Source organism: Asticcacaulis sp. (genome assembly GCF_027484505.1).
GTDB lineage: Bacteria > Pseudomonadota > Alphaproteobacteria > Caulobacterales > Caulobacteraceae > Asticcacaulis.
The window spans coordinates 60181-86686 of sequence record NZ_JAIXSV010000306.1; the positions used below are offsets into that span (position 1 = coordinate 60181).

Sequence of the window (26506 nt, forward strand, 5' to 3'; positions counted from 1 at the left end):
TGGTCCGTCAGTGGCCCAATTTACGCTGCAGGTGTTCCTGGCGCCACTGAATTACCGAATCCGCCGTCTGCCAACGGTAGCCACGCAGGCCCGACAGGAACGGATCGTCAGCGAAACGACCGTTCATCATGAGGGAGCAATTGATCTGCTGCTGGATCAGCGGCACCGTGTGCAGGTTGTTGATGGCCCAGTCCCGTCCACCTTCCTGGTTCAGAATGCGCTCGCCTTGCGGGCGCAAGGGGACTTATACCAATCCCCCTTGATCGTGACCGATCAGGGGGGATTTCATGTTCCCTAGTGAAGCCTGACGGACGCATCCGCAGCCCTTGGCTTCACTGCATGGGCGGCTGTCTGGCCAAACGGATCGTTGGGCATGGCCACCAGTATCCGGCGGCCCCCGAAGGACATGTTGATGCGTTACGATGCCTGTCAATCCAAAGACACCGTCATCGCCCAGATCGCTGAGGGGCCGCAGGCAGTCATCCTGGCCCCCGGTCATGGCACGCATTCAGGCGATTGGGCAGAGACCGCGCCAGAGCCGCTGCTCCTGGACTATCTCATGCTCAATCTGGCCCGCCATGGCTTCCGCCGCATCGTGCTTGTGACCGGCTATCCGGCAGTGCAGAGGGTGGCGTTAGCCACGCGGGCGCAGGACCTGGCCATCGATCTGACCATCATGGTGGAACCCGAACCGGTCGGCACAGGGGGTATGCTGCTTCAGGTGCGCCATCTGCTGGATGACCGCTTCCTGATGCTGAACTGGAATGCGCTGCTGGACGTCAATTATCTGGCCCTGGCCACACCAGCTATCTGGCGGGAGGGTGATCTGGGTATCGTCGCCCTGCGTCCGGTGACGGATGGTCGTCGCCAGGATCTGGTGGAGGAAAAGGACGGTCGCATCACATGCTTCGCCGAACGGCAGGGCGGGGTGGGACCAGCCCTGACCCATGGCGGTGTCTGCTGGCTGGACCGCGCCATCCTGGATGAGATCGGGACCTTGCCCTGTGCCATCGAACGCGGGGTGATGCCCCGGCTGGCGCGCGCCGGCCGGTTGGCGGGCCAGATCTGGAATGATGGCTTCACCGATATCGGGGCGCTGGCCGACCGCGAACGCGCACAGACGGAGATCGCGGCCCGGCTGCGGCGTCCGGCGGTCTTCCTGGACCGCGACGGGGTCATCAACCATGATATCGGTTATGCCCACCGGCCCGATCAGATCACCTGGACCCAGGACGCCGCCGCCGCCATCCGCCACCTGAATGAAGCCGGCTACTATGTCTTTGTCGTCACCAACCAGGCCGGCGTGGCCCGTGGCTATTATGACGAGGCTGCTGTCCAGACGCTGCACGCCTGGATGCAGGGGCAGCTAAGACAAGCGGGTGCCCATGTCGATGACTGGCGCTATTGCCCCTGTCATCCTGACGGAACGGTCGCCGCCTATCGGCGCCATGATGATTGGCGCAAGCCGGGACCCGGTATGATCCTGGATCTGGCCCGGTGCTGGCCGGTGGATATGGAAGGCAGCTTCCTGATCGGTGATCGCGCCAGCGATCTGGAAGCGGCCGCAGCAGCCGGTATCCGGGGGCATATGGTGGAAGAGGCAGGGTTGCTGAACCAGGTGCGCCGCCTCACGGATGGCAGGAAATAGCAGGCCGATAGCTCTGAATGATATCAGTTAGCTATCTGATATCATTTCATCCGATAGGATGAGGCCAATTGCCGGCATCCTTCCCGGCGCGACGCCTGACAGGGCATAGTGGCGATGGAGAAAGTCAGGGATTGGATATGGATACGGTACTTGTCACGGGTGGTGCAGGCTATATCGGCAGCCATGCTGTTCTGGCGCTGCGGGCGGCGGGCCGCGCAGCCGTGGTCCTGGATGATCTGTCAACCGGTGACCGGAAGCTGGTGCCTGCCGATGTGCCGCTGATCGTGGGGGATATCGCTGATGGCGAGCAGACAGCCTCTCTGCTGCACGATTACCATATCGGCACCGTCATGCATTTCGCCGGCTCGATCATCGTGCCGGAATCCGTGGCCGATCCCCTGAAATATTACCGGAACAACACCGCCGCCAGTCGCAGCCTGATCGAGACCTGTATCAAGGCCGGGGTGGGGCACTTCATCTTCTCCTCCACAGCCGCCATCTATGGCAATCCGCCCACCCGGATAGTGACCGAACAGACCCCGACCGCACCGATCAGCCCCTATGGCTGGTCCAAGCTGATGACGGAGCAGATGCTGGCCGATGTGGCAGCGGCACATCCGGCCTTCCGCTACATCGCCTTGCGCTATTTCAATGTGGCCGGCGCCGATCCGGACGGGCGGGCCGGGCAGGTGACCCCGAACGCCACCCATCTGATCAAGCTGGCCTGCGAGACGGCATTGGGCCGGCGCGAGGCGCTGAACATCTTCGGCAGTGATTATCCCACCCCGGACGGGACCTGCATCCGCGACTATATCCATGTCAGCGATCTGGCCGACGCGCATATCTGCGCCTTGGACCACCTGGAAAAGGGCGGGGACAGCTTGGTGCTGAATTGCGGCTATGGGCGCGGCTATTCGGTGCGCCAGGTGGCCGAAGCCGTGGACCGTGCCGCAGGGAAGCCCCTGCGGAAGCTTGAGGCGCCGCGCCGCGCCGGCGATCCGATCGAACTGGTGGCCGACAGCACCCGGCTGCGCGACCTGCTGGGCTGGCACCCGCGCCTGGATGATCTGGATCTGATCGTGCGGCACGCGCTGGAATGGGAGGAAAGAAAAGGTGTGCCGGTTCAAATTCCCGCATGTTTCCGGGCACTTGCGATTTAACCCGTTCTCACGTCGCCAAGCCTGGGTGTAAGCTTCGCCAGTCCGGGCGCCATCTCTTGGTCGCCGCCCCACCCTTGTTCGGAGCAGGAGAGCATGACCCGTCCGGTTCTCGTCACCGGTGCCGATGGCTTCATCGGCAGCCATCTGGTCGAGACGCTGGTCCGACAAGGTCGCTCCGTGCGGGCCTTCTGCTGCTACAACAGCTTCAACAGTTGGGGCTGGCTGGATACGGTTGAAAAGGATGTCCGCGCCGGCCTTGATGTGGTGCTGGGCGATATCCGTGACCGGCATTGCGTGGAAGAAGCCATGCGAGGTTGCGGATCGGTTCTGCATCTGGCAGCCCTGATCGCCATTCCTTTCAGCTATCGGGCGGCGGAGAGTTTTGTCGATGTCAATGTGAAAGGCACCTTGAATGTGCTGGAGGCTGCCCGCCGGCTGTCGGTTGATCGGGTCGTCCAGACATCGACGAGCGAAACCTATGGCAGCGCGCAGTTCGTGCCGATGACGGAAGAACATCCGCTTTCGGCCCAGTCCCCCTATGCCGCCACCAAGATCGCGGCCGACCAGATGGCCCTGTCCTATTGGCGCAGCTTCGGCCTGCCCGTAGCCGTGGTCCGGCCTTTCAACACTTTCGGGCCACGCCAGAGCCTGCGGGCGGTCATTCCTACCATTCTGACCCAGCTTCTGGACGGGGCACCCACCCTGCACCTGGGGGCGCTGGATCCGCGACGCGACTTTACCTTTGTTGGCGATACGGTGGCAGGCATGATCGCCGTTCATGACCACCCTGCCGCTATCGGCCAGGTGATCAATATCGGCAGCGGGCATGAGGTCTCCATCGGCGATCTGGCCCGCCTGTGTATGGCCGTGACGGGCCGCGAAGCAGAACTGAAGCAGGAGACTGCGCGTCTGCGCCCTGTCGACAGCGAGGTCGACCGGCTGCTGTGTGGCAATGAAAAGGCCCTCAGTCTGTTGGGCTGGCGGCCGACCCTGGTCGGGGAAGCGGGCCTGCAGGAGGGGCTGTCGCGCTTTGCGGACTGGCTGCGCAATCCAGACAACCGCGCCCGCTATGTGAATGTTGATCGATATGTCGTCTGACACCACCTTCATCCCGCTTTCCGTTCCCTGTCTGGGGGGGCGGGAGCGCGAATATCTGACCAGCTGCGTGGATGATAACTGGGTTTCCTCCGTCGGGCCCTTTGTACGGCGGTTCGAGGGGGCGTTCGCCCAGCATGTGGGGGCTAGCCATGCCATCGCCTGTGCGTCGGGTACGGCGGCACTGCATCTGGCGATGCTGGCCGCCGGTGTCGAACCCGGTGACCTGATACTGGTTTCCAGTCTGACATTTATTGCCTCTGTCAACGCCATCCGCCATGCCGGAGCCGATCCCGTGCTGGTGGACTGCCATCCCGGCAGCTGGCAGATGGACATGGACCGTGTCAGCCGTTTCCTGATGGAAGAGTGTGATACGCGGGAAGGCACCTGCCGACATCGGCAAAGCGGGCGGCGGGTGGCCGGCATCGTGCCCGTCCATATCCTGGGCCATGGGGCCGATCTGCCCGCGCTGCTGGCCATCGCTGCCCGTCATCATCTGGTTGTCGTCGAGGATGCGGCGGAAGCGTTGGGTGTCCGCATAGCGGGCCGACATGCGGGCACCTTCGGCCGGTTGGGCTGTTTCAGCTTCAACGGCAATAAGACCATCACCACGGGTGCCGGCGGCATGGTGGTAACCGACGACAGGACGCTGGCCGACCGGGTGCGCCATCTGTCCGAACAGGCCAAGCTGCCGGGCAGCGAATATGTCCATGACGCCGTTGGCTATAACTACCGGATGAGCAACCTGCATGCTGCGGTGGGGCTTGCACAGTTGGAGCAACTGACCGGTCATCTGGCCGCCAAGCGCGCCATCGCCGACCGCTATGCCAGCGCCTTCGCAGGCCGGGCCGGCATCGGTTGGATCAGACCGACAGAGGGCGTGGACCCCGCCTGGTGGCTGTTCACCCTGACCATCGATCCCGCCATCACGGGCCTGACAGCCCGGCAGGTGATGGCGCATCTGAAGGAACAGGGGATCGAGAGCCGTCCCCTCTGGCAACCCATCCATCTGTCCCCCGCCCATACTGGTGCCCTGTTCCTTGGTGGTGAGGTGGCAGAGCGGCTTTACGATCAGGCATTGAGCCTACCCAGTTCCGTCGGCCTTTCAGCCACCGATCAGGATCGGGTGATCGAGACCATCACGGAGCTGCTGATGTCCAATCAACGCAGGAGCAACCATGCGTAGGGTGGCCATCGTTACCGGAACCCGCGCCGATTACGGCCTGCTGCGCCCCTTGCTGGCCGCCCTGGGCCAGATTGACCAGATCGAGGTCGGGGTGCTGGTCACGGGCTCACATCTGGTGCCGGAATTCGGGCGGACCGTGACAGAGATCGAGGAGGATGGCTGGCCTATCTGGGCACGGGTGGAGGCGCTGCTGGCCGGTGACAGTCCCGATGCCATCTGCAAATCCATGGCCCTGACCTGCATCGGCATGTCGGATGCGCTGGCACGGTGCCGCCCCGACCTGCTGGTCGGATTGGGCGACCGGTATGAACTGTTGGCGACCGTCCAGGCGGCCATGGTCCACCGCATCCCCGTGGCCCACCTGCATGGCGGTGAGGCGACGGAAGGCCTGATCGACGAGGCCATCCGCCACGCCGTGTCGAAGATGGCCCATCTGCATTTCACCAGCACCGAGCCCTATCGCCAGCGCCTGCTGCGCATGGGAGAGGCCCCCGAGCGGGTTTTCACCGTGGGTGCCCTGGGGATCGATAACATCCTGTCACAGCCTGTTCCCGACCGGGCGACCCTGGAAAGGGAACTGGGCATGGCGCTACCCGCTGACCGCCCCCTGTTCCTGGTCACCTATCACCCCGTCACGCTGGATGCCGCCAGCCCGGCCGCTGCCGTAGAGGCGATGCTATCGGCGCTGGATGGGGTAGGGGATATCACCTGTGTCATGACCTATCCCAATGCCGATACATTGGGCCGCGACATCCTGGAGCCACTGCGTCGCTATGCGGTGCGCCGAACAGGGCGGGTCCAGCTGGTGCCCAGCCTGGGGGTCCGGCGTTATCTGGGCTTGATGCGATTGGCCGACGCCGTGGTCGGCAATTCCTCCAGCGGCATCATCGAGGCTCCCTCACTCGGCGTGCCCACCATCGATATCGGCGACCGTCAGAAAGGCCGCCTGCGCGCGCCATCCGTTCTCTGGTGTCCCGCGGACGAAGAGGCGATTGCGGCGACGTTGCGCCGGTCACAGGAGCCGGAATTCCGGGCTATGGCCCGTGCAGTGACCAATCCCTATGGCGATGGACAGGCAGCCCGCCGCATCGCCGAGCGGCTGGTTCATGAGCCGCTGGACGGCATCCTGCGCAAACGCTTCCATGACGGGGGGGCGGCATGAAGGTGCGGACAGCCTTCATCGGCTGTGTGGACATGTCGCGCCGTTTGCTGGCCGCCGCCGCCGCCGTGCCAGAGGTGGAGGTCGCTGCCGTCATCACCCGCACGAGCTCGGCTGCGAATGCTGACTTCGCCTGCCTTGCCGACCAGGCAGCAGCACTGGGGGCGAGGTGTCTGGTGTTGGGGGAGGAGAGACAGACTGCCCCGCGTCCTCGCATCCGCGACTTTCTGGAGCAGGAGCGGATCGAGCTGGGCCTGTGTTGTGGCTGGTCACGATTGCTGTCGCCGGCCACTATCGCTGTTGTCCCGCGCGGCATCATCGGGTTCCATCCTGCGGCCTTACCCCGCAACCGGGGACGCCACCCCCTGATCTGGGCCATGGCGCTAGGCCTGGAAGAGACGGCGTCGACCTTTTTCCTGATGGATGCCGGGGCCGACACAGGCCCGATCCTGGATCAGGTCGCCGTTCCCATCAGACCGACCGACGAAGCCGCAGACCTCTATGCCCGCGTCGCGGAGACCGCTGCCGCGCAGATCAGCCGTTTCCTGCCCGCCTATGCCTTGGGTAAGCTGACACCGCAGCCGCAACCGCCCGGCATGGGCAACAGCTGGCGTCGGCGCAATGCCACCGACGGACGGATCGACTGGCGTATGACAGGTGAGGCCATATCGGCCCTGGTCAGGGCACTGGCTCCGCCCTATCCGGGGGCCACCTGCCTCTATCAGGGGCAAGACATGCCGGTAACCCGGGTAGAGCCAGGGCCAGGAGCACCCGCCCATCTGGAGCCTGGTCTGATTCTGGCGGTTGAGGCAGGGCGGTTGCTGGTCAAGTGCTGGGGTGGCAGCATCTGGATTGTCGGGCATGGGATATCACCCCTGCCACAAGCGGGAGCCTATCTGCAATGAACCAGACGGTCCTGGTAATCGCCCCGCACGCCGATGACGAAACCCTGGGCTGTGGCGGGTCCATTCTGCGCCATCGGGCGCATGGCGACGTGGTCCATTGGCTTCTGGTCACCGATATTCAGGCTGCACAGCCCATGGGCGGGATCACCGCCGAACAGCGCGACGTGGAAGTGCAAGCCCTGGCGGCAAGGCTGGGCTTTGCTGCTACCCACCGGCTTGGCCTGCCGCCAGCCGGGCTGGACCGGCTGCCCCTGGGGGATCTGGTGGCTGCCATCGGGTCCGTGGTGCAGCATGTGGCGCCTGCGCTTGTCTATCTGCCGTTCCCCGGTGACGTCCATTCCGACCATGCGGCTGTGTTCCGCGCCGCATCGGGGGCCACGAAATGGTTCCGCTACCCGTCGGTACAGGAAATTCGCCTTTATGAAACCTTGTCAGAGACCAATTTCGGGATTGATCCTACCACGATCGGGTTTCGTCCGAACCTGTATGTCAACATCATATCGTATCTGGAAGAAAAGTTAGCAGCCTTTGCTATTTTCGATTCCGAAATAAAACCACCCCCCTTTCCCCGCAGCATGGAGGCGGTGCGCGCCCTGGCCCTGCTGCGGGGCAGCGAGGCAGGCTTGATGGCGGCGGAGGCCTTCATGATCGTGAAGCGGATCGAAGCATGACGACACCCTGCTTCATCATCGCCGAGGCTGGGGTGAACCATGATGGCAGCCCCGCCCGTGCCCTGGAACTGGCTGAGGCGGCCCGCACCTGCGGGGCCGATGCTGTCAAGTACCAGACCTTTCGCACCGACCGGCTGACCACCCGTCGTGCTGCCACCTGCGCCTATCAGGAGACGGCGACGGGCGGTCAGCAATCACAGCAGGACATGTTGCGCGCGCTGGAACTGCCCGATGCGGTATTCCGCCACCTGGCCCGCCATTGCCAGTCCATCGGCATTGAGTTCATGTCTACCGCCTTCGATCCAGACAGCCTGGATTTCCTGGTGTCCGAGACGGGTATTCGCCGCGTGAAGATCCCGTCGGGTGAGTTGGTCAACCCGTTGCTGCTGCTGCGCGCGGCCCGCACGGGCCTGCCGGTCATTCTTTCAACAGGTATGGCCACGCTGGACGAGGTCGCGATGGCCCTGGGCGTGCTGGCCCATGGGCTGCTGGGCCTGCCAGGTCTGCCCCGGGCCGCCGACGCCGCTGCGGCGGCCAACTCGCCGGAAGGGGCCGCCCTGCTGGCGCAGCGTATCACCCTGCTGCACTGTGTCAGCGATTACCCGGCCCCGCCGCAGGACAGCAACCTGCGCGCCCTGGCCACTCTGCGTAACCGCTTCACCCTGCCCGTTGGTCTGTCTGACCATACGGAAGGAACCTGTGTTGCGGTAGCGGCTGTGGCCCTTGGGGCCGTGGTGTTGGAGAAGCATTTCACCCTGGACCAATCTTTGCCCGGCCCGGACCACCGTGCGTCTCTGGATGTCGCGGGTCTGGCACGGCTGGTGGAAGAAGCGCGTATCGTGGAAAGTGCATTGGGCGATGGGGTCAAGGCGCCGCGTCCTTCAGAGGTCGGCAATATCGCTGCCATCCGTGGCAGTTTGGTGGCCACCCGAAATATCCGTGCCGGGGACCGGCTTGACGACAGCAACATCACTGTGAAGCGTCCGGGGGACGGACTGCCCCCGATGCGGCTTCTGGACCTGGCCGGTAGCATCGCCGACCGCGATTTCGCACCCGACGAACAGATCACCGTCCCCTTGGACATGCGTCATGATTGACCCTGTTCGGCCCCTGGTCGTGCTGGGTGGGGGGGGGCATGCCGCTGTGGCAGTAGAGGCTGCCCGCCTGTCTGGCATGACGGTGGCTGGGTTCCTCGCACCCGACCCCGCTTCATCCCTTTGCGGGGCACCCTGGCTGGGATCGGATGATCTGCTAGGATCGGTAGGGTTCCTCAGCAGCCATTGGTTTTTGCCAGCCCTGGGGGATGGCATTGCCCGACGGCGTCTGGCTGCCCTGATCGCGGAGCGGGGCGGCCTGCTGGCCCGTGTCCTGCACCCCTCCGCCATCCTCTCCCCCTCCGCTAGGCTGGGCCCCGGTACACTGGCCTGTGCTGGGGCGATCATCGGGGTTGAGGCGCTGGTGGGTGGATCATGTATCCTGAACACCGCAAGTAGCGTGGATCATCATTGCCGGCTGGGCGAGGGCGTGCATGTGGCCCCCGGCGCGCGGCTGGCAGGTGGGGTTGAATGTTCCGACGGTGTCCTGATCGGCATCGGGGCTGCTATTCTGCCTGGCCTGCGGGTAGGGGCAGAAGCTGTGATCGGGGCCGGTTCCGTGGTGACGGCAGATGTGGCCGCGGGCAGCATCGTGGCTGGCATTCCAGCCCGTCCATTGCGGCCAGGGTTAGAGAAGGGGAAAGGGTGATGGGCGTTGACATGGTGCCGGTCGGGCATGACCTGCGGGAGACCCTGGAAAGTGCGCTCAGCCTGTGGTGGCTGCGGCCGGAAAATGGACTGGCACTGGCCAGCTATTGCCTGGCCGGTACCGACCTGCGCCCCACACCAGGGGAAAACGCGGCCGATTTCGCTTGTGGTGACGGGGTCAACAGCTTCTTCAAGTGCGGGGGCCGGTTCGCACCGGAATTCGACCTGTTCGGCGGGGCCGTGCATCCTGCCACCAGCCGGGAGATTGTCAGCCAGGGGATCGATGTCTTCGCGCACCAGGCGGACAATTACAATCCGCAGATCCGGCAGCGTCCGGACAGGGGATATCAATGGGGCACGGACCATAAGCCTGCATTGCTGGCCAAGGCCCGGCCGCTGGGTTTCTATCAGCACCTGCTGGAGGCCGACCTGCGCCAACCCGCCGCCATCCCGGCGGAGAGCCTGGACCTGGCCTACTGCAACAGCCTCTACTGGGTGCCCGACGTCGCCACCGCGTTCGACCATATCGTGGACAAGGTCCGACCTGGCGGACGGCTTGTCCTGGACGTCATGACCGACCGGCGCAGTGCCTTGAGTTTTGATGCGTTGCTGCCCGCCATGCCCCAGGCGTGGCGTGACGTGATGAACCGCGGTCGCCAGAACAACAACCCCGGCATCCTGTCGCAAAGCGGCTGGGAAGCGTTGTTCGGCAGGAATGAACGGGTAGAGATCGTGGGGTGTCGCGATATCTTCCCCAGCGCCATCGCCCAGATCTGGAATGTCGGGCTGCGACCGCTGTTTCCGGTGCTGAACCGCATGGCTGATGCCATCGCAGCGGAGCGGCGCCCCGACATCAAGCGGGAATGGGTCGAAATCTTCGCCGACCTGTTCGAGCCTGTATTGCGTGACCCAAGCGCACTCATGCCCACGGGGCCATCCGCGCGGCTGCAATTCATCATACGGAGGCGCTGATGGCGGATCGGCGCAGTCAGCCCCGCCCTCCTGTGGAACTAATCGACAGCAGCGGCAGTCTGCGCGATGCCCTGCGCGCCATCGAGCAGAGCCTGTCGAAAATCGCCGTGGTCGTGGATGGGGAGCGGCGACCAATGGGAACCCTGACGGATGGAGATATCCGTCGCGCCCTTCTGGCTGGGGCGGGGCTGGACGCCTCGGTCACAGCCCATATGAATGCCGTGCCGGAACTGGCGCTGCGCAGCGAGGGGCCGGGGCGCTGGCTGGCCCGGATGCGCCGCACCCGACGCGCGCAGCTGCCCATCGTCGATGATCACGGATGTGTCGTTGATGTCGTTTCAGAACGGCAGTTGCTGCGCGCCATGCCACGCCACGACAATCTGGTCTTCGTGATGGCCGGCGGCCTGGGCACAAGGCTCCGCCCCCTGACGGAGGACGTGCCGAAACCAATGCTTCCCCTGGGGTCAAAGCCCCTGCTGGAGCATATTCTGACGCAGTTCGCAGGGCAGGGCTTCCACCGCTTCTGCTTTGCCGTGAACTACAAGGCCGAGCAGATCATCAGCCATTTCGGCGATGGACGGGAATGGGATGTCTCCATCCAGTATCTGCAAGAACAAGGCCCTCTGGGTACGGCTGGCGCCCTGGGCCTGCTGACAGCAACAGAGACCAAGCCGATCATCGTCATCAATGGCGATGTCGTAACGCGTCTGCACTTCCCCCACCTGTTGGACTTCCATCGTGATCAGGGGGGCGCCGCCACGGTCTGCGCCAAGCCGCACATGGTCGATATTCCTTATGGCGTGCTGGACCTGGCGGGCAGCCGCATCGCGGCGCTGCGCGAAAAGCCAACCATCGAGGTGCCGGTCAATGCCGGCATCTACTGCCTGGACTGGCGCATGGTGGAACTGTTGCGTGAGTGCCAGACCCGAGAGCCGGCCAATCCCCGCATGGACATGACCGACCTGCTGTCGCTGGCCATGGCGCGCGGGCTGCCGGTTCATGCCTATCCGTTGCAGGATTACTGGATCGATATCGGTCGCATCGACGATCTGAACCGCGCCCGCCAGGACCACGGGGACGGGGCGGGATGAACCGGACGCTTGGCATTATCCCGGCCCGTGCCGGTTCGCGGCGTCTGCCAGGCAAGAACCTGCGCCCGTTGGGGGGGCGACCGCTGATCGACTGGACACTGGACGCGGCAGAAGCCAGCGACCTGGACAGGCTGGTGCTCAGCAGCGATGACCCGACCGTTCTGGCGCGCGCCGTCGACCGGCCGCGCCTGCTGGCCCTGTCCCGCCCCGCCGCCCTGGCCGGCGATGCGGTGCGCAATGTTGAGGTCATGCGTCAGGTCCTGCACGATCTGGCCGAACCGTTTGACTTCGCGGTACTGCTGCAGCCGACCAGTCCCTTCCGCACAGCCGCCGATATCAATGCTGCCATCGACCAGTGCCGGCGGACAGGGGCCGATGCCTGCATCAGTGTCTGCGTGCCCGAGAAGCCAGCCCACTGGTTGCAGCAGGCAGAAGGAGAGCGGCTATCGCCCTTATTGGCGAACGACCCGGGACGTGTCTTTTTGCCCAATGGTGCCGTCTATGTCATACGGGTCGAGCGGCTGCTGGCCGGGGCGGATTTCCACAGCACCCCCCCCTGCTGGATCACCATGCCGCGCGCCCGTTCCGTCGATATCGACGATGCCGGTGATCTGGCCCTTGCCGAATGGCTTTGCACCCGCCGCCAGGAGGAAACCTGATGTCTTTCACACCCTTCAACCTGGGTTCCCATACGGTTACCCCGGGCGGCGCCCCGCTGTTCCTGCCGGACATCGGTACCTTCTTCAACCAGGATGAAGGGCTGGCCCTGGAGATGGTGGATCGGCTGGCGGAAGCCGGGGTGAAGGTAATCAAGGGAGAGGTACTGCACGATCCTGATATCTGCCTGGATGACGGTACGGCGATCCGCTACCCCGACCGACAGGGGGTGATGCGCGAGGAACCGTATCGTCGGTTGATTGAACGCAAGGTCGTGCCGTTGCCCACCTACGAACGCATCTTTGGACGTGCCCGCGACCGTGGCATGGGGATCGTTCTGTCGATCTACGATCTGACAGGCCTGCGTTTCGCGCTGGATCTGGATGTCGATGGGCTGAAGGTCGCCACGTCCAACATCGTCCATCAGCCGCTGATTACCGCTATGGCCGCTACCGGCCGGCCCCTGCTGATCGATACCGGCGACAGCAGCCTAGAGGAGATCGACCGCGCCGTCAGCTGGGCACGCGCCGGTGGTGCAGACCGGCTGCTGGTGGAACACAGTCCCTATCCGCCGCCGGCCGGGCCGGAACGCCATGACCTGCGCTTCATGGTATCTCTTGGCCGCAGTCTGGGCCTGCCGTTCGGTCTGTCGGACCATCATCATGGGGAGGAGATGCTGTACGCTGCTACCGCCCTGGGGGCCAGCCTGCTGGAAAAGGGCGTCTGCCCGGATGGTCTGGACGGGGAACAGGACGTGGCCCATGCCTTGCCCATCGGCCAGGTCGCTCGCGTCCAGAAAGCCTGCGCCACCATCCATACCGCCCTGGGCCGCGAATTCCGACCGTTGGACCGAAACCGCCCGCGCAAACTGTCCCGCATGGGGCTGGTCGCCGCCCGCGATCTTGCACCGGGCGAACCTCTTTCGCTGGAGACGGTCCGTTTTGCCTTTCCCGCCCGCGGCATCCGGGTGGAACAATGGGAGGAGGCCGCCGGCCGATGCCTGGTCCGTGGCGTCGTGGCTGGGCAACCGGTGGGGTGGCATGACCTGTCTGCCTGACCTGCCGGCAGAAGCGGCATTCGCCGCCCTGCGTCCGACCGCCCCCCGCCTGATCCCGGCCGGGGCAGAGGAGGCCGACAGGCTGCGCATCATCCTGGCCCTGTCGGCGGACACTCCCGTCTTCCAGCTTTGGGGCGAGGGGCGGACACTGCCTGGCAAGCATGTGGTGGGCGGTGGCTGCGAAGCGCTTTTCATCCGCTTTGTCCCCGCAGAGGCATTGGATCGCCACCATCTGGCGCAGGCGTTGAGCGACGGACTGGCGGCGCAGGGCCTGCCCGTCTGCCCGCCGGTCCCTGGCTTTCCCAGACCAGACCCGACCGGAGGGGGCTGGTTCGCCAGCCCTTACCGCCCGCACCGCTATGCGCATGCCGATACCACAGACCTGGAACGGCTGGGCACTGCCCTGGCCCGACTGCATGCCGCCCTGACGGTCAGCCCGTTGCGTTCCGTGATCGCCGGGCGAACGGACGCCCGATATGCGGCCCTGCAGGACATGGCAACCAGATACCGCAGGAATACACCGACCGGGGTACCGGCAGCGGTCACAGACTGGCTATGCCATCGGGAGCTGCGGTTTGACAGCCGCCTGCTGACGGGCGGGGATACCCACCCCCTGCACGGCGACCTGAATTACAGCAACGTCTGCTTCAGCTTGGAAGACGGGCTACCCTGGTTTGTCGATTTCGAGACGGCAACCCTCAGTCACCTGTCACCGGCTTGCGATCTGGCCATGGTGATGGACCGGTTTATTGATACCGGTCCACCGGATACCGCCGGCCATCTGTGGGACAGCTTCGCCAAGGCCTATGGGAATACACCAGACCAAGCCTATCTGCGCCGGATCATCGCCCAGCTGGCCTTGCGATCACTGCTGCTGCTGTGTCAGCGACATACGCAGGGCCAGGCAGTGCCCGCCGCTGAGTGGGCCAAGTTCACGCAGGCCCTGGCCCGGAGCCAGCCATGAGTAGGGGCAGCGCATCAATCGCCCGCTGTTCCTGAATGGAACGGCCTGTTTCCAGCATGGTGATCAGGTAAAGGGCGGCGGGATCCGACAGCCATTCCGGGATCGGGCGATCTGTCCAGGCTGCCAGATCATCAGGGATCGGATTGCAGCGGGTCAGCAGACGGCTGGTGCGTTCCAGCAGCCAGTACATCAGGGCGGCCCGATGCGGATCGACGGGCGGGGGCGCTTCTGGCCGGCTCAACATCGCCAAATACGTATCACGATCGACCGGACGCACGGCGATGCCAGCCGCCCGCGTGAAGCTGGAGATATGGGTAGAGATGACGGGCCGGCCCATCATGGCCGCTTCCAGGCAGGTCGTGGAAGGACCGGCCGTCACCAGCCGCGCCCGTCGCATCAGGTCGTAGGAGGAAATATCCTCATCCTTGGCGATGATCCGGACCCGGCTGTCCGCCGGCAGCAAGGTTGTGAGGTCCGTCAGCGCCCGGTCACTGAGGCGGCAAGGATAAAGCCGGCCGCGCGGATGGCCGCGCACCGTAATCCGCATATCCGGTCGGGCCGCCAGCAGGCGCGGGATTGTCCAACATAGCCATTCACTCTGGGTGTCGAATAGACAGTCGCGATCCAGCCAGTTCGAATCATGCTCACGCGATAGGAAGAAGACAATATCCCCCGCCAGGGTGTCACGGTCTGCCTGAAAAGGGATACGGATGATCCGGTCCTGGCCACGTTCACGGTCGGCCAGCAGGGCTTGCGCCTCTGACACCATACCGTCATGAGCCTGTGGCCAGTCCTCGACAACGCGCTCGAACAAGGGAACAAGGTCGCTGTGATGGCCGCCTGGTCCTTCCGTTCCGGTCACGATCAGACCCGGTCCCGCGTCATAGCAGAAGGTACGCAGGCCTGCGGCGACCGCCATACGGCGATAGATCAGGCTGCCATTGACCACGCCACCGGGCACCAGGATGCGGTCAACGCCGGGCAGAGACAGCAGGGGCGAAAGCCGCCTCATGATGGCCTCCCCGGCTGTCCGACATCGCTGTGACTGCCCATCAACCCCTTCCGGCGTGATTGCCCCTCGACCCAGCCAGTGCCGCACATCCCACTTCACGGCGGCCTCCAGGATGGCTGTGTCGATCACCGCCCCCGGCTGCTGGTCGGACAGACGATGGACGGGCCAATGGCTGGCCAGGGCTTCCAGCAGCGGGGCCAACGCCGCCAGTTCTGCCAGCCGGTAGCCAGCGTCGGCCGGCCAGGGCAGGTCCTGCACGATAAAGACCGGCTGCACCTGCCCGCGCCGGGCCAGCAGCAAAGCGGCCAGAATGCTGAAATGCGGCACACAGGTTTCGTACCAGGGAATGACAGGCACCAGAATGCGCGGCACCCCCGGTGCTGGGGGGAAGCCTTCCTGCACCAAGGCCATCAACCGGGCGCGGACCTGGGCCAAGGCGGCGGACTCGCTGAACATGGCCAGGACCGTCAGGCCAGACGGATCGCAAAGCCGACACCATAGCCGGCCTCACGATAGCTGAAACTGGAGAAACGCGGATCTTCGACGACCATCCGCTGCCACAGCATCCAGAGCTCCGGATGGGCTGGATGGGCGATATCGTCGAAGACCACGGCACCACCGATCCGCAGGCGTGGCAGCACGTCGAACAGGTCCTGCGCGGCACCATCCAGACTGTGATCGCCATCAACCGTGATCAGATCATAGGCGGCGTCGGGATGTGACGCAAAATGGGCCGGCAGGGTCTGGTGTGAATCCCCATCAATGAACCGTGCCAGGCCCAGCTTGTGCCCAACCTTGGCCAGCTCTGCCGCCACCAGCTCGGGGCCCGGATTGCTCATGCCAGCATAATTGTTGACCCACATGTCAAACAGGTCCATGCGGCATTCCGGGGCACGGCTGGCCACGGCACAGGCACTGCGGCCACGACGGACACCGATCTCAAGGTAATCGCGGGGACGGATCAGGTCGGAGAGGCACAAAAGGACGGTGACAATGTCGGCATAGCGCCAGTCAGCTCCGAAACGCGCCCGTCCCTCAGCATAAAAGTGCCGCAAATATTGAGTGTAGGCGTCATGTTCCAGCCGCTCCAGCAGGCGGGTGGCGTCGGTCAGGTAATCATGGCTGTAAAGCCGCTGCTGGGCCGTGGGGGCGGCAGCCATCACAGGTGGATACCAGGCCCCCCCTCCAGCTGCCAGGGACTGACAGTTACCGGACGTGACCGCCTTTGTCGCGCCATAGTCCGGCCAGCGTACCGACAGGTCGGGGCCGACCACGGGCAAACAGGCGGCATCGGCTTCCACCGGCTTCAAGGGCCGGGCGGGATTTCCCCCCGCCAGCCAGCCAGCGGGTATGTCGGACACGACAACGGAGCCGGCAGCCACAACCGCACCGGCACCAATCCGCACCCCTTTCATGATCAGGCTGTTCATCCCGATCCAGGCACCCGTCCCGATATGGACAGCGGCGCTGTCGATGGCGGGGGTCGCTGTGCGGCCCGCCAGGATCGCCTCGAAATGCCTGCGCCGTGCGGCTGCCGTGAGGGGGTGTGTGTTATTGTCAAATATCTGCACGCCATGGGCGATCAGCACATGATCCGCGATATCCACCCGGGCAGCCGCACTGATGATCGTATCGTCACCGACATAGCACCCGTCACCGATGCGGATATGACCATCGCCGAAGGCATCAATCCGCAGGACACCGCGCAGCACGGTTCCAGCCCCCACAAGGACCCGCTCCCGCCCGCCCAGTGCATTGGCACAGCAGGCCGACGGGCCCAGCAGAACGGATGGATCCAGCGTGGCTCCGGTATCAAAATGGTGGGGTGGACGATCATCCGCCTCCCCCCCGATCAGGTCGGCGTAACGCCGGGCACCGCCACCGGCGAAGGCGTGGAAATGATCGACAGGCATCTTCACTCCTGCCCGGACTCAATCTTGATCCGGCACTGCCAATGACACATCGCCGTCATGCCATAATTCCGGCCCGCTATCCATGGCTACAGCCTCGGCACCATATATGCCGACCGGAAAGGGTGGCATGAGCCTGAGCGAGGCGATAGGCTTGTCGGCCGAAACGTCCGAGATGCAGGGCAGCAGGCAGGAGCGGGGTGAGATGACGTATCGGGGTTTCAAGGTTCAGCGCCTGTTTGCCAGCCAGGACCTCACCGACCCTGAACGTCAGCTGTTCGACAAGTATCTGCAGCGCGATCCTGTTTCCGAATATGTGCGTTACTACGCCGAACGCCAGGATCGGATCATTTCCCATTCGGCCAATACGTTTGAACGTCTGAACCGGGTCTTTCAGCTGGATTGGCTGCGGGACCAGCTGCTGATGCCACCTACGGCAGATTTCCTGGATTATGGCTGTGGTACGGCGTCGGCAGGCAAGTACATCGCGGACTATCTGGATGCAGGACGCTATACGGGCGTCGACATCTCCGCCGTATCCATTGATGAGGGGCGTCGGATCCTGGAGGCCCATGGCCTGGAAGCCAAGCAACCGGTCCTGCATGTCATTCCGGACGGCGACCTGAGCGCGCTTGGCGACAAGCGCTTTGATATCATCTGGGCGCAGTCCGTCTTTACTCACCTCCCGCCCGAGGTGATCGAGGATATTCTTGGCAGATTGCGCGTACATCTGAAGCCGGGGGGGGCCATCTACGCGTCGGCAACCTTGGCAGAAGCAGGCGAGGGGGTCTTACAGGTGAACCCCCATAACTGGTTCCAGGAGCCGGCAGTGCTGGCGGCCTGCGGGTCCGCAGCCGGCTATGAGATGGAGAGGATGGAGGGGTGGCATCACCCCTACGGTATCCCCGAGCGAAGCGCCTTGATGCGCTTCCTGCCCCGGGAGGAGGGTGACGCGGCGCGACGCCATGAGCTGACCCTGCGCGGCTTTACGGTACTAAAGGACATATATGCGGCAGACGCTGCCGGCGATATCCGACAGATGGCCGAAGCAATCTTCGCCCGACCTGACAGTCTGGACCCGTCGCTGGGTGACAGCACGCATGTCCGCAACAATGCCTTGGCGCGGTTTGATGACATCAGTCGGGTGCTGATGAACGACAGGATGCTGACGGCCATTCAGCGTATCGTTGGCGATGGCGGCTATATCCTACCGGTCAACGCCTTGTGCCAGGATCGCTATTCGACTTGGCACAAGGATGTCCATGGCCTGGAAAAGCGCGGCTATGACTTCCATTGGAAGACAGAGGATCTCGGCCTTTACACAGTCATCGTCTATCAGCAGGAAAGCAGTCGGGAACAGGGGGGCGGACTCGACATCATCCCAGGCTCACACCGGGTCAGGGACCGCTATTCCTACGAAGCCGGTGATGGGGGACAGGTAGCGCTTGGCGAACTCGCCTATGATCCTGCCCTGGTCAGGACCCTGCAGAGCAGCCCCTGCGATGTGATCATCTTTGATGTACGCTGCGACCATCGCGGATCCTGGCCAGATGACTGGGGACCGCACCGTTCGGGGACCCGCGAGAATAAGGAAATCCGGAAGTACCTGTTTTCGTTCAAGATCATGAAGCAGGGGCCGGCTGTGGCCGATTACATGGGGTATTTCCTGCGTTTGGCGACAGAGCTACCGGACTTCCGCTATCTGTGGGAAACCCGTCCGCCTTCTACGCTGGCCCAACGATGTGCGAATTTTGGACTTTGCTATCTCGATCCCGCTGATTTCAAGGCTCAATGAGGCGTGTCATCTCCTTCCCGGCCTGTTGCTTGCCCACCGATGATCGGGAAGGGTAGTCTGGTGCCGCACCGGACAGCAGGAAAAGTGTGATGATGCCGTCAATCGATCCGACCCCTATCGATCCCGCCCATATCCAGCAATGGCGTCAGGCGATCCGGACGACGACGCATGCCCATTATCACTATCATATGGGGCGGGCCCTTCTCCGGATGAATAGTCCGCAAGCGGCTTCCCAGCATCTGCGCCAAGCCTTGGCCCAGGAACCCCAGCATGCCCGCGCCCGGACCGCGCTGATCATTCTGGCGCGCGAGACGGGGCAGGAGGATCAGGCCAACGCCTTGCTGACTGAGGGAGAAGCCATCGATCCGGGATTCACGCTGCGGGCCGATGTCGAACGTTGTGAAGAAGTCCAGAGCGCTGACGAGGCTCAGTCCATGCTTGGACAGTTGCTGGCCCCCAGCTATGCGCAGGTGACCAGCTGGGTATTAGCCTCCAATCTGCTGCGGCTGGCAGAAATCCTGACACAGGCCGGTCGCCTGTCCCCGGCGCAGACTGCCTACCGGGCAGTCCTGGCCGCTGAACCGGATAATGAGAAAGCGCATGCCGGCCTTTGCCTGAACCTGCTGCGAAACCGGGATGTGGAAGGCTTGGGAACCCATCTGGACAGTGCGGCAGCAGCGGGTATCGAGAATGCCTCCCTGGCCTTTGCACGGGGGCAGTATCTGGTTCTGCGCCATGAGTATGCCTTGGCCGACGACGCCTTCGCCAAAGCCTACGCCCTGGGCCATCCCCAGCCGGGGCAGATCCGTCTTTTCCAGGCCCGTATCCGGCTGGCCTGGGGCGCCGCCGACCAGGCAGCGGCCATGATCCCAAGTTTGGGAGCGGATGTGAACGGACAGGCCTATGGCCTGCTGGCGCGGCTGCGGATGGGAGATGATCCTGCCGCCCTGGCCGCCGAGGCGAATGCCCTGATCGGCGGCCAGGAGATCAGCCGTATCGTGGCCGCCTTCGTCCTGGCTGCCCTGGGGCGACGGGCCGAGGGATTGGCTGGGCTGGACCCGCTGCTGGCGGGAACGCACAGCTACATGACACCGTTGGCCGCCGCCATCCTGCGCGACGCCGGAGGAGAGGAGGAGAAGGCCCGGTCGCTGCTGCGCCAAGCGCTGGACCAGCGGGGCGTCTTCTTTGACTTCTTCCTGGATGGGCTGCCCGGTGGCCGGGAGTGCCTGCAACGGCTCGGGACTGAAAACAGGTGACAGGTCTGACAGGGTGTCTCTATCTATGACATCAGTTGAATGGTTAAGCCGGGGTGGAAGTTGCCGATCGAAGGCAGACAGGACCGCCTGGCCTGGGTAACCGGTGCCGGGGGCTTCATCGGGACGGCGGTCGCAGCACGGCTGGCACGCGATGGCTGGCGGATCCTTGCCTTCGGCCACCATATCCACGACCGGCCGCTCTGCGACGGTATCCAACCTTTATCGGAAACCATCGATCAGGACATTGTGATGCAGGCGGTGGGTGACTATGGCCCGCCGGACTTGGTCGTTCATGCCGCTGGTGGCAGCCATGTCGGACAGGCTGACGCCCAGCCGGGACTGGATTTCGGCCGGACCGTGCAGACCACGGGCGCCCTGGTGCATGGGCTGGGGCTGGCAGGGTGTGACGGCACCCACCTGATCTATCCATCCAGCGCCGCCATCTATGGACAGCAGCCGGTCGGCCCCATCGGCAGCGCCACCCCGCCTATGCCCATCAGCCAGTATGGCTGGCACAAGCTGATGGCTGAAACGGTCTGCAGGCAGGGTGCGCAACGCTATGGCCTGCATGTCACCATCATCCGCTTCTTCTCCCTGTATGGACCGGGCCTGCGCAAGCAACTGTTCTGGGAACTGGGTAACCGGCTGCGTGCCGGTACAAGCCTGCTGGAGCTGGGTGGAACGGGGGAGGAGACGCGCGACTTCCTGTCGATCGGCGATGCTGTGGACCTGATCTGCCATCTGCATGGACAAGCTGCATCGGGGCTACAGATCGTCAATGGCGGCAGTGGTCAGGCCACACGCGTGGCCGACGCTATCAGCCTTTTTCAGCAGGCCCTGGGTACACACGTGCCGGTCCGCTTCACAGGCCAGGTCCGGGTCCATGACCCACACCATCTCTGTGCCGGGCTGGGGGATATGGACTGGCAGCCCGCGACCGATCTGGCGACGGGCCTCAGCACCTATGGAAACTGGTTGCGCAAAGACATGGCAGGCGGATTGGAGACCACAGGATGAGCGAAGGCCGCCTGCGGATATTGCTGCATATTCAGGACCGGTCTGCCGGATGGGCAGGCGGCCTCAATTATCTGCGGGCCGTGATTGAGCTGCTGGACTGTCAGCCGGAGGCGACCAGGCCCGACATCCTGGTGTTCAATGATCTACCCGGCAGCGGCCTGCAGGAAGCCCTGAACCGGCCGGCGGTGACCTGCGTCCTGGGCACTGACGGTGCGGTCCTGAGGGTGCGGGAGGCGGACATGGAAGCCCGGCTTGCCGCCCTGGAACCCAGTCAGCGGCGGCGCAGCCTGGCCGAACAGGCCGATGCCCTCTATCCCATCGTTCCGGGGGACCCTTATCCGGTCAACCCCAAACACTGGCTGTGGGTGCCTGATTTTCAGCACCGCCACCTGCCGGAATTTTTCACCCCGGATGAGTGGGCGCAGCGGGAAGCACGCGTCAGGGAACTGCTGGCCCGGCCCTGCCCCCTGATCCTGAGCAGCCGGTCGGCCCTGGCCGATCTGAAAAGTTTCTTCCCCGACCATGCCGCCCGGCCGCATGTCTGGCACTTCCGCAGTCTGGCCCGGCCCCAGGGGAATGACCGGCTGCGCGAGGTCCGGGCGCGCTATGGATTGCCCGACCGGTTCTTGTTCATCCCCAACCAGTTCTGGGCCCACAAGGACCATGGGACGGCTTTTCGCGCCCTGGCCCGATTGCGCGAACAGGGGGAGGTGATCCAGCTGATCTGCACAGGCAGCAAGGAGGATCACCGCAGCCCGGACTATTACGACACGCTTTTCGCCATGGTGGCGACGTTGGGCCTCACCGGCATCCGGCATCTGGGCAGCATCCCGCATGCCGATGTGCTGGCCTGTCTGCAAATGGCGACCTGTGTTATTCAACCATCCCGCTTTGAGGGGTGGAGCACCCTGGTGGAGGATGCGCTTGCCCTGGGGGTGCCGCTGGCCGCCAGCCAGTTGCCGGTACATGTGGAGCAGATGGGCAAGGACGGCATGTTCTTTGCGCCCGGGGATGCAGACGGGCTGGCAGCCCTGCTGAGCGCGCGGCTGCCGGGCCTGCCGGACAGCACGCCGCAAGCGGCTGTCCAGGCCGCGGCCCGACGCTATGATCAGGTCCGTCAGGCGGCGGGCGCGGCGCTGCTGGCCCTGATCGGGGCCGAGAGCGGTCGATCGGGATAGAGGAGGCCCGGATGCCTGGCACCGGGCATCAAAGGCCGGTTTGAATGGATGGCCCGTGGCGGAAGCCGGCGGGCAGGGGGAACAGGAATGAGCAAGGGGGATGTCGCGGCCCTGCTGGCCGAGGGACGGGCCGCTGTGGCGGCGGGCGACGAGGCTGGGGCAGAAATATGGTTCGCCCGCGCCGTAGAAGCGGCACCCGACGATCCGGAAGCCCATGTCGAGCTGGGCCGGTGCCTGAACCGGCAGGGTGACCGGCGGGGCGCCATCCAGTCGATGAGCCGGGCCGTCTCCATCGATCCCGACGCCCATGCCGCCCTGAACCGGCTGCGCTGGCTTCTGCGCGATGACAGGCTGGAACCCCCCTCGGCATTGGCCCGCATCCAGGCGCGCGGGGTGGAGGTGGCCAGCGTCCTGGATGTCGGCGCCTCGGATGGAACCTGGTCGATCAAGGCAAGGCCCTGCTGGCCCCAGGCCCGTTACCATCTGGTAGAAGCCTTCGGCCATTGGCGGGAGAAACTGGAGGCCCTGTGCGCGGCCGAACCCGCCTTCAGCCATGTCATCGCGGCAGCCGGTGCCACGGAGGGTGAAGTCTGGTTCTACAACGATCCCGACGCACCCTATGGCGGGGCCGCCAGCACGGCACCCGGGCAGGGGCACTGGTCGGTGCCGCAGGTGTCGCTGGCCGGGGAGGTGGCGCGCCTTGGCCTGCCGGGCCCCTATCTGATCAAGCTGGATACGCACGGGTTCGAACGGCCCATCCTGGAAGGGGCGGCAAGCATCCTGGCCCAGGCCAGTCTGGTGGTGATCGAGACCTACATCTTCCATATCCATCCCGAGGCCATGCTGTTCCATGAGATCTGCGCCTACATGGCCGCGCGCGGTTTCCGCGTCATCGACATGTCGGAACCGCTGTGGCGTGAGCGTGACCGGGCCCTGTGGCAGGTGGACCTGTTCTTCGTGCGTGACGACCGACCGGAATTCGCCACTAACAGCTATAGCTGAGCCATGAGCCTTTCCCGGAGGGGGCCACGCCTGGCCCTGCTGAACCCGATCGACCCCACCCATCCCATCGCCGAGCGGGAGCTGGCCCTGCGCATGGCGCGGGCCATCGCGGGCCTGGGCTGGGAGGCGGAGATCCTCAGCCGGTCCGATCAGGTGGAGGCGATGAACCCCGATGGCGTGCTGTGCCTGCACCCGCAGGTCACGGCCAAGCTGACGGCCCATCCCTGGCTGGCCTGCTACTGGAACCCACCCTCCCTGCTGAAAGGAGCCAGCGAAACGGCCCGCCGTTATGGCGAAGCGTTCGAGTTGACCTATGACGCCTATCTGGTCTCCGGCCCGCAGCTGGAAGCGCATCTGGCAGGGCTGATGGCCGGTGTGGGACGCGACCCGCCGACCCTGCCTTTCCATGTCAGTTCCCCACGTTCCAGTCTGACCCCCACTCTGGGACCGGAGAGCCGGATGTTCTATGTCGGGTCCAACTGGGACGGGCGGCGTTATCCCACGCTGCTGCGCCGCCTGTCGGAGGCCGGGGTGCTGGCCCTGCACGGCACGGCGGAACGCTGGTCGCATCTGGCCGAGGCCTGGCAGGGGCCGCTGCCCTTCGACGGCAGATCGGTGATCGATGCCGCCCATCACTGGGGCATGGGACTGTGCCTGCATCTGCCGCAGCACCGGGCCGAGGGCGTGCCCAATATGCGGGTGTTCGAGCTGGCCGCCGCCGGCGCCGTGATCATCGCCGACCGGCATCCCTTCATTACGCACTGGTTCGGCGACAGCGTCCTTTATGTCGATGTCGAGGGGGGCGAGGAGGAGACAGCCGACCGCATCCTGAATCAGGTGGCCTGGATCCGCGCCCATCCCGCCGAGGCCCGTGCCATGGCGGCAGACGCCCAGGCCATTTTCAACCGGGCGCTCTGTCTGGAGGCGCTGCTGGAACCGCTGCCCGGCCTGCTGGACCGCCTGCACCGTCCACGCACCCAAACCCGGCCAACGCGCATCGGCGTGCTGCTGCCCGGCCAGGGCGATCTGTCCGGGCGGCTGGATCAGCTGGCCGCACAGGCCGGAGGGGATCTGTCCGTGACGGCCCTGCTGCCCGCCGATGGTACGGATATCCAAGAGACGGGGATCGGGCAACGCCGCCTGTCCGGCCCGGTCGGGCTGGAGACGCTGCGCGCGGGACTGACGGGGCTGGAGGCGTTGGCCATCCTGCCCGAGGGGGTGGTCTGGCATCCAGGCCATCTGGCCGGACTGGCCGCCGCTACCGGCGACGCCAGCATCGCTGCCGGGCTGTGGCCCGCTCCCGAGGAGCCGACCGGCTTTCCCATCGACCCGGTCGAGCGGCTGGCCCTGCCGCCGCCCGACGAGGAAGGGATGGGTGCCGAACGGCGGGCGGCCCGGGCCTGGCTGCGGGCCGGCGGCCTCTATTGCCGGACGGAAAGACTGGACGCCCTGGGCGGGGGAGAAGCGAACGGAACGGACCAAGACTGGACGCAGCTGGCCCTCGACCTGCCCCCGCTTCTGGCCGGCAGCGGCCCCCTGGCCCTGCCGGCGGTACCCAGCCTGACCCTGGTCCGGCTGCCGGAGATCCCTTTCACCCCCCGGCCCTGGCCCGCCACCCGGCCAGCCGGACCGACAGAGCAGCCGCCCCGGCTGGCCGGGATCAGCGACCTGGACCCGGTCCTTGCCGGCAGCGTGCCCTGGATCTGGCACGCTGAAGATTTCACCCGTCTGCCGCAAACCGGCCCGATCTGGCTCTATGGCGCCGGGGAGGGAGGGGGGCTGGTCTGCGACGGGCTGCCCGCCGCGGCCCGTGAGCGGTTGCGTGGCTTCCTGGACAGCCGCCGACAGGGGGAGATGCGCGGCCTGCCCCTGTGCCGCCCCGGCGATGTGGCCACCGCCGAGATGGAGAACGCCACCATCATCATCGCGGCCCAATATGTTTCCGACATCCTGCTGACCTTGCGCAGGCGTGGGGTAGCACCCGCCCATATCCTGAACGCCTATCCCTATATCGCCGCCAGCCAGGAAGCGGCGGCTGCGCAACAGGCTGCAACGCCGTCGATCTGATGTTGCATGCAGGGAGGAACGGTCCCGCGCTACATCCTGCAACGGATCGAAGCGGAGTGTTTCAAAGTCTGCCTCCGAAATCTCCAGCAGCTCGGCCGCGCGCAGCAGGGTGGTGATATCCCCGGCCTGAACCGCCATTTCCAGCCCATGCAGGAAATTCCGGCGCAAGGGAGCCAGGTCATCGGCCAGGGCCGGGGGCGGCAAGGGTGCAGGACGGCAGAGACGGTCGAAGACGGGACAGCGCCGCCGCGCCCGCCACAGCGCCCCACGTGACAGGCCGCACCAGGAAGCAACCCGCCCCACCGGCACCCCGTCGGCAAGCGCCAGCGCCACGGCCTGCCAGCCCCCATCATCCAGTGTGCGGGAATTCAGTCCTGGGAACCGGGAGGGAAAAGCGTTATTCAGGGCGGAGGCGGGCATGGGAACAACTCCCGGCAACAGAATATAGGAATTTATACTTAACATATGATTTGGGGAAAGGCCAGGAATCGCCAGGACCGGCATCGCGGCACCTGAACAGGCCATGGATCGGCAGGACGAAGTCGGGACTCTACTCGCGCCCCCACCCTGCCACGCTTTACCTGTTCAGGTGCCGCGATGCCCTATCCGCGATTCGGGGGGTAAAAGAAATCAAGGTGCTGCCTGGAAAATTGGCGGGCCGATTCTGTCCCCGGGACTCTACTCGCGCCCCTTCGGGACTCTACTCGCGCGACTCGGACTTATCCCCGGGACTCTACTCGCATAACTATAAGTTAGAATCTAAAAGCCTTTCTAATAGCTTGCGCGAGTAGAGTCCCGATTGCATTCGGGAAAAGGCCGGGTAATCTTACAGCTCATGGGAACTATACATCAGCTCATCCGGCAGCACGGCAAGGATAACGCCAAGCTGTATGCCGACCCGGACGAGAAACACCTCGTCGACATCGCCGCCGAAGTCATGGCCGGCGAGCGGGAGGATTTGG

23 protein-coding genes are annotated in these 26506 nt (G+C 64.8%); 20 read left to right on the forward strand and 3 right to left on the reverse strand.

The window, feature by feature from the left end:
* Positions 1-7: 7 nt before the first annotated feature.
* Positions 8-238, reverse strand: a complete 231-nt coding sequence (locus tag Q0072_RS18160) for a hypothetical protein (protein ID WP_298332965.1) — start codon at positions 236-238, stop codon at positions 8-10.
* Positions 239-373: 135 nt separating this feature from the next.
* Between Q0072_RS18160 and Q0072_RS18165 the strand changes: the two genes are divergently transcribed.
* The 14 genes from Q0072_RS18165 (at position 374) to Q0072_RS18230 (ending at position 14307) form a co-directional block, all read left to right on the forward strand.
* The gene (locus tag Q0072_RS18165; protein WP_298332966.1) at positions 374-1648 is read left to right on the forward strand and encodes an HAD-IIIA family hydrolase; all 1275 of its coding nucleotides are present in this window, start codon (positions 374-376) and stop codon (positions 1646-1648) included.
* 137 nt (positions 1649-1785) lie between these two features.
* A complete protein-coding gene (gene galE / locus Q0072_RS18170; protein WP_298332967.1) occupies positions 1786-2808 on the forward strand; it encodes a UDP-glucose 4-epimerase GalE in 1023 nt (340 codons plus the stop codon).
* 93 nt (positions 2809-2901) lie between these two features.
* On the forward strand, positions 2902-3906 hold the full coding sequence (locus tag Q0072_RS18175) for an SDR family NAD(P)-dependent oxidoreductase (protein WP_298332968.1): 1005 nt from the start codon (positions 2902-2904) through the stop codon (positions 3904-3906).
* Positions 3896-5089, forward strand: a complete 1194-nt coding sequence (locus tag Q0072_RS18180) for a LegC family aminotransferase (RefSeq protein WP_298332969.1) — start codon at positions 3896-3898, stop codon at positions 5087-5089. Before Q0072_RS18175 ends, Q0072_RS18180 begins: the two co-directional genes overlap by 11 nt.
* Positions 5082-6251 (forward strand): UDP-N-acetylglucosamine 2-epimerase, encoded by a 1170-nt coding sequence (neuC, locus tag Q0072_RS18185; protein ID WP_298332970.1) that lies wholly within the window; start codon positions 5082-5084, stop codon positions 6249-6251. Before Q0072_RS18180 ends, neuC begins: the two co-directional genes overlap by 8 nt.
* The gene (locus Q0072_RS18190) at positions 6248-7153 is read left to right on the forward strand and encodes a formyltransferase family protein (RefSeq protein ID WP_298332971.1); all 906 of its coding nucleotides are present in this window, start codon (positions 6248-6250) and stop codon (positions 7151-7153) included. Before neuC ends, Q0072_RS18190 begins: the two co-directional genes overlap by 4 nt.
* Positions 7150-7824, forward strand: coding sequence for a PIG-L deacetylase family protein (locus Q0072_RS18195; RefSeq protein WP_298332972.1), 675 nt, complete (start codon positions 7150-7152; stop codon positions 7822-7824). Before Q0072_RS18190 ends, Q0072_RS18195 begins: the two co-directional genes overlap by 4 nt.
* On the forward strand, positions 7821-8921 hold the full coding sequence (neuB, locus tag Q0072_RS18200; RefSeq protein ID WP_298332973.1) for an N-acetylneuraminate synthase: 1101 nt from the start codon (positions 7821-7823) through the stop codon (positions 8919-8921). The genes Q0072_RS18195 and neuB overlap by 4 nt, the downstream gene beginning before the upstream one ends.
* On the forward strand, positions 8914-9567 hold the full coding sequence (locus tag Q0072_RS18205; protein WP_298332974.1) for an acetyltransferase: 654 nt from the start codon (positions 8914-8916) through the stop codon (positions 9565-9567). Before neuB ends, Q0072_RS18205 begins: the two co-directional genes overlap by 8 nt.
* A complete protein-coding gene (locus Q0072_RS18210; protein ID WP_298332975.1) occupies positions 9567-10538 on the forward strand; it encodes a methyltransferase domain-containing protein in 972 nt (323 codons plus the stop codon). The genes Q0072_RS18205 and Q0072_RS18210 overlap by 1 nt, the downstream gene beginning before the upstream one ends.
* Positions 10538-11629: a nucleotidyltransferase family protein gene (locus tag Q0072_RS18215; RefSeq protein ID WP_298332976.1), complete on the forward strand. Its 1092-nt coding sequence runs from the start codon at positions 10538-10540 to the stop codon at positions 11627-11629. Before Q0072_RS18210 ends, Q0072_RS18215 begins: the two co-directional genes overlap by 1 nt.
* The gene (locus tag Q0072_RS18220) at positions 11626-12288 is read left to right on the forward strand and encodes an acylneuraminate cytidylyltransferase family protein (RefSeq protein ID WP_298332977.1); all 663 of its coding nucleotides are present in this window, start codon (positions 11626-11628) and stop codon (positions 12286-12288) included. Before Q0072_RS18215 ends, Q0072_RS18220 begins: the two co-directional genes overlap by 4 nt.
* Positions 12288-13343, forward strand: coding sequence for an N-acetylneuraminate synthase family protein (locus Q0072_RS18225; protein ID WP_298332978.1), 1056 nt, complete (start codon positions 12288-12290; stop codon positions 13341-13343). Before Q0072_RS18220 ends, Q0072_RS18225 begins: the two co-directional genes overlap by 1 nt.
* Positions 13327-14307, forward strand: coding sequence for an aminoglycoside phosphotransferase family protein (locus tag Q0072_RS18230; RefSeq protein ID WP_298332979.1), 981 nt, complete (start codon positions 13327-13329; stop codon positions 14305-14307). Before Q0072_RS18225 ends, Q0072_RS18230 begins: the two co-directional genes overlap by 17 nt.
* Here Q0072_RS18230 and Q0072_RS18235 read toward each other — a convergent pair.
* Both Q0072_RS18235 and Q0072_RS18240 read right to left on the reverse strand, forming a co-directional pair.
* Positions 14276-15775: a hypothetical protein gene (locus Q0072_RS18235; RefSeq protein WP_298332980.1), complete on the reverse strand. Its 1500-nt coding sequence runs from the start codon at positions 15773-15775 to the stop codon at positions 14276-14278. The two genes, Q0072_RS18230 and Q0072_RS18235, sit on opposite strands and share 32 nt — an antisense overlap.
* A gap of 11 nt (positions 15776-15786) precedes the next feature.
* Entirely contained in the window at positions 15787-17232 is a 1446-nt protein-coding gene (locus Q0072_RS18240) for a class I SAM-dependent methyltransferase (protein ID WP_298332981.1), read from the reverse strand.
* A gap of 127 nt (positions 17233-17359) precedes the next feature.
* Between Q0072_RS18240 and Q0072_RS18245 the strand changes: the two genes are divergently transcribed.
* The 6 genes from Q0072_RS18245 to Q0072_RS18270 all read left to right on the forward strand — a co-directional run bounded on the left by Q0072_RS18245 (position 17360) and on the right by Q0072_RS18270 (position 25544).
* On the forward strand, positions 17360-19024 hold the full coding sequence (locus tag Q0072_RS18245; RefSeq protein ID WP_298332982.1) for a class I SAM-dependent methyltransferase: 1665 nt from the start codon (positions 17360-17362) through the stop codon (positions 19022-19024).
* Between the two features lie 89 nt (positions 19025-19113).
* Positions 19114-20280, forward strand: coding sequence for a tetratricopeptide repeat protein (locus Q0072_RS18250; RefSeq protein WP_298332983.1), 1167 nt, complete (start codon positions 19114-19116; stop codon positions 20278-20280).
* Positions 20281-20319: 39 nt separating this feature from the next.
* Positions 20320-21297 carry an NAD(P)-dependent oxidoreductase gene (locus tag Q0072_RS18255; RefSeq protein WP_298332984.1) on the forward strand — a complete coding sequence of 326 codons (978 nt, stop codon included), beginning with the start codon at positions 20320-20322 and terminating at the stop codon, positions 21295-21297.
* A complete protein-coding gene (locus Q0072_RS18260; RefSeq protein ID WP_298332985.1) occupies positions 21294-22475 on the forward strand; it encodes a glycosyltransferase family 1 protein in 1182 nt (393 codons plus the stop codon). Before Q0072_RS18255 ends, Q0072_RS18260 begins: the two co-directional genes overlap by 4 nt.
* An 87-nt stretch (positions 22476-22562) precedes the next feature.
* Positions 22563-23477 (forward strand): FkbM family methyltransferase, encoded by a 915-nt coding sequence (locus tag Q0072_RS18265; RefSeq protein ID WP_298332986.1) that lies wholly within the window; start codon positions 22563-22565, stop codon positions 23475-23477.
* A 3-nt stretch (positions 23478-23480) separates the two neighbouring features.
* Positions 23481-25544, forward strand: coding sequence for a glycosyltransferase (locus Q0072_RS18270; protein WP_298332987.1), 2064 nt, complete (start codon positions 23481-23483; stop codon positions 25542-25544).
* Positions 25545-26506 lie beyond the last annotated feature (962 nt).

Excerpts from the sequence above, each read along its gene's own strand:
- Q0072_RS18165 (WP_298332966.1), top strand. The coding sequence starts at position 374 with ATGGCCACCAGTATCCGGCGGCCCCCGAAGGACATGTTGATGCGTTAC.
- galE (WP_298332967.1), top strand. The coding sequence starts at position 1,786 with ATGGATACGGTACTTGTCACGGGTGGTGCAGGCTATATCGGCAGCCAT.
- Q0072_RS18175 (WP_298332968.1), top strand. The coding sequence starts at position 2,902 with ATGACCCGTCCGGTTCTCGTCACCGGTGCCGATGGCTTCATCGGCAGC.
- Q0072_RS18180 (WP_298332969.1), top strand. The coding sequence starts at position 3,896 with ATGTCGTCTGACACCACCTTCATCCCGCTTTCCGTTCCCTGTCTGGGG.
- neuC (WP_298332970.1), top strand. The coding sequence starts at position 5,082 with ATGCGTAGGGTGGCCATCGTTACCGGAACCCGCGCCGATTACGGCCTG.
- Q0072_RS18190 (WP_298332971.1), top strand. The coding sequence starts at position 6,248 with ATGAAGGTGCGGACAGCCTTCATCGGCTGTGTGGACATGTCGCGCCGT.
- Q0072_RS18195 (WP_298332972.1), top strand. The coding sequence starts at position 7,150 with ATGAACCAGACGGTCCTGGTAATCGCCCCGCACGCCGATGACGAAACC.
- neuB (WP_298332973.1), top strand. The coding sequence starts at position 7,821 with ATGACGACACCCTGCTTCATCATCGCCGAGGCTGGGGTGAACCATGAT.
- Q0072_RS18205 (WP_298332974.1), top strand. The coding sequence starts at position 8,914 with ATGATTGACCCTGTTCGGCCCCTGGTCGTGCTGGGTGGGGGGGGGCAT.
- Q0072_RS18210 (WP_298332975.1), top strand. The coding sequence starts at position 9,567 with ATGGGCGTTGACATGGTGCCGGTCGGGCATGACCTGCGGGAGACCCTG.
- Q0072_RS18215 (WP_298332976.1), top strand. The coding sequence starts at position 10,538 with ATGGCGGATCGGCGCAGTCAGCCCCGCCCTCCTGTGGAACTAATCGAC.
- Q0072_RS18220 (WP_298332977.1), top strand. The coding sequence starts at position 11,626 with ATGAACCGGACGCTTGGCATTATCCCGGCCCGTGCCGGTTCGCGGCGT.
- Q0072_RS18225 (WP_298332978.1), top strand. The coding sequence starts at position 12,288 with ATGTCTTTCACACCCTTCAACCTGGGTTCCCATACGGTTACCCCGGGC.
- Q0072_RS18230 (WP_298332979.1), top strand. The coding sequence starts at position 13,327 with ATGACCTGTCTGCCTGACCTGCCGGCAGAAGCGGCATTCGCCGCCCTG.
- Q0072_RS18235 (WP_298332980.1), bottom strand. The coding sequence starts at position 15,775 with ATGTTCAGCGAGTCCGCCGCCTTGGCCCAGGTCCGCGCCCGGTTGATG.
- Q0072_RS18240 (WP_298332981.1), bottom strand. The coding sequence starts at position 17,232 with ATGCCTGTCGATCATTTCCACGCCTTCGCCGGTGGCGGTGCCCGGCGT.
- Q0072_RS18245 (WP_298332982.1), top strand. The coding sequence starts at position 17,360 with ATGAGCCTGAGCGAGGCGATAGGCTTGTCGGCCGAAACGTCCGAGATG.
- Q0072_RS18250 (WP_298332983.1), top strand. The coding sequence starts at position 19,114 with ATGATGCCGTCAATCGATCCGACCCCTATCGATCCCGCCCATATCCAG.
- Q0072_RS18255 (WP_298332984.1), top strand. The coding sequence starts at position 20,320 with ATGGTTAAGCCGGGGTGGAAGTTGCCGATCGAAGGCAGACAGGACCGC.
- Q0072_RS18260 (WP_298332985.1), top strand. The coding sequence starts at position 21,294 with ATGAGCGAAGGCCGCCTGCGGATATTGCTGCATATTCAGGACCGGTCT.
- Q0072_RS18265 (WP_298332986.1), top strand. The coding sequence starts at position 22,563 with ATGAGCAAGGGGGATGTCGCGGCCCTGCTGGCCGAGGGACGGGCCGCT.
- Q0072_RS18270 (WP_298332987.1), top strand. The coding sequence starts at position 23,481 with ATGAGCCTTTCCCGGAGGGGGCCACGCCTGGCCCTGCTGAACCCGATC.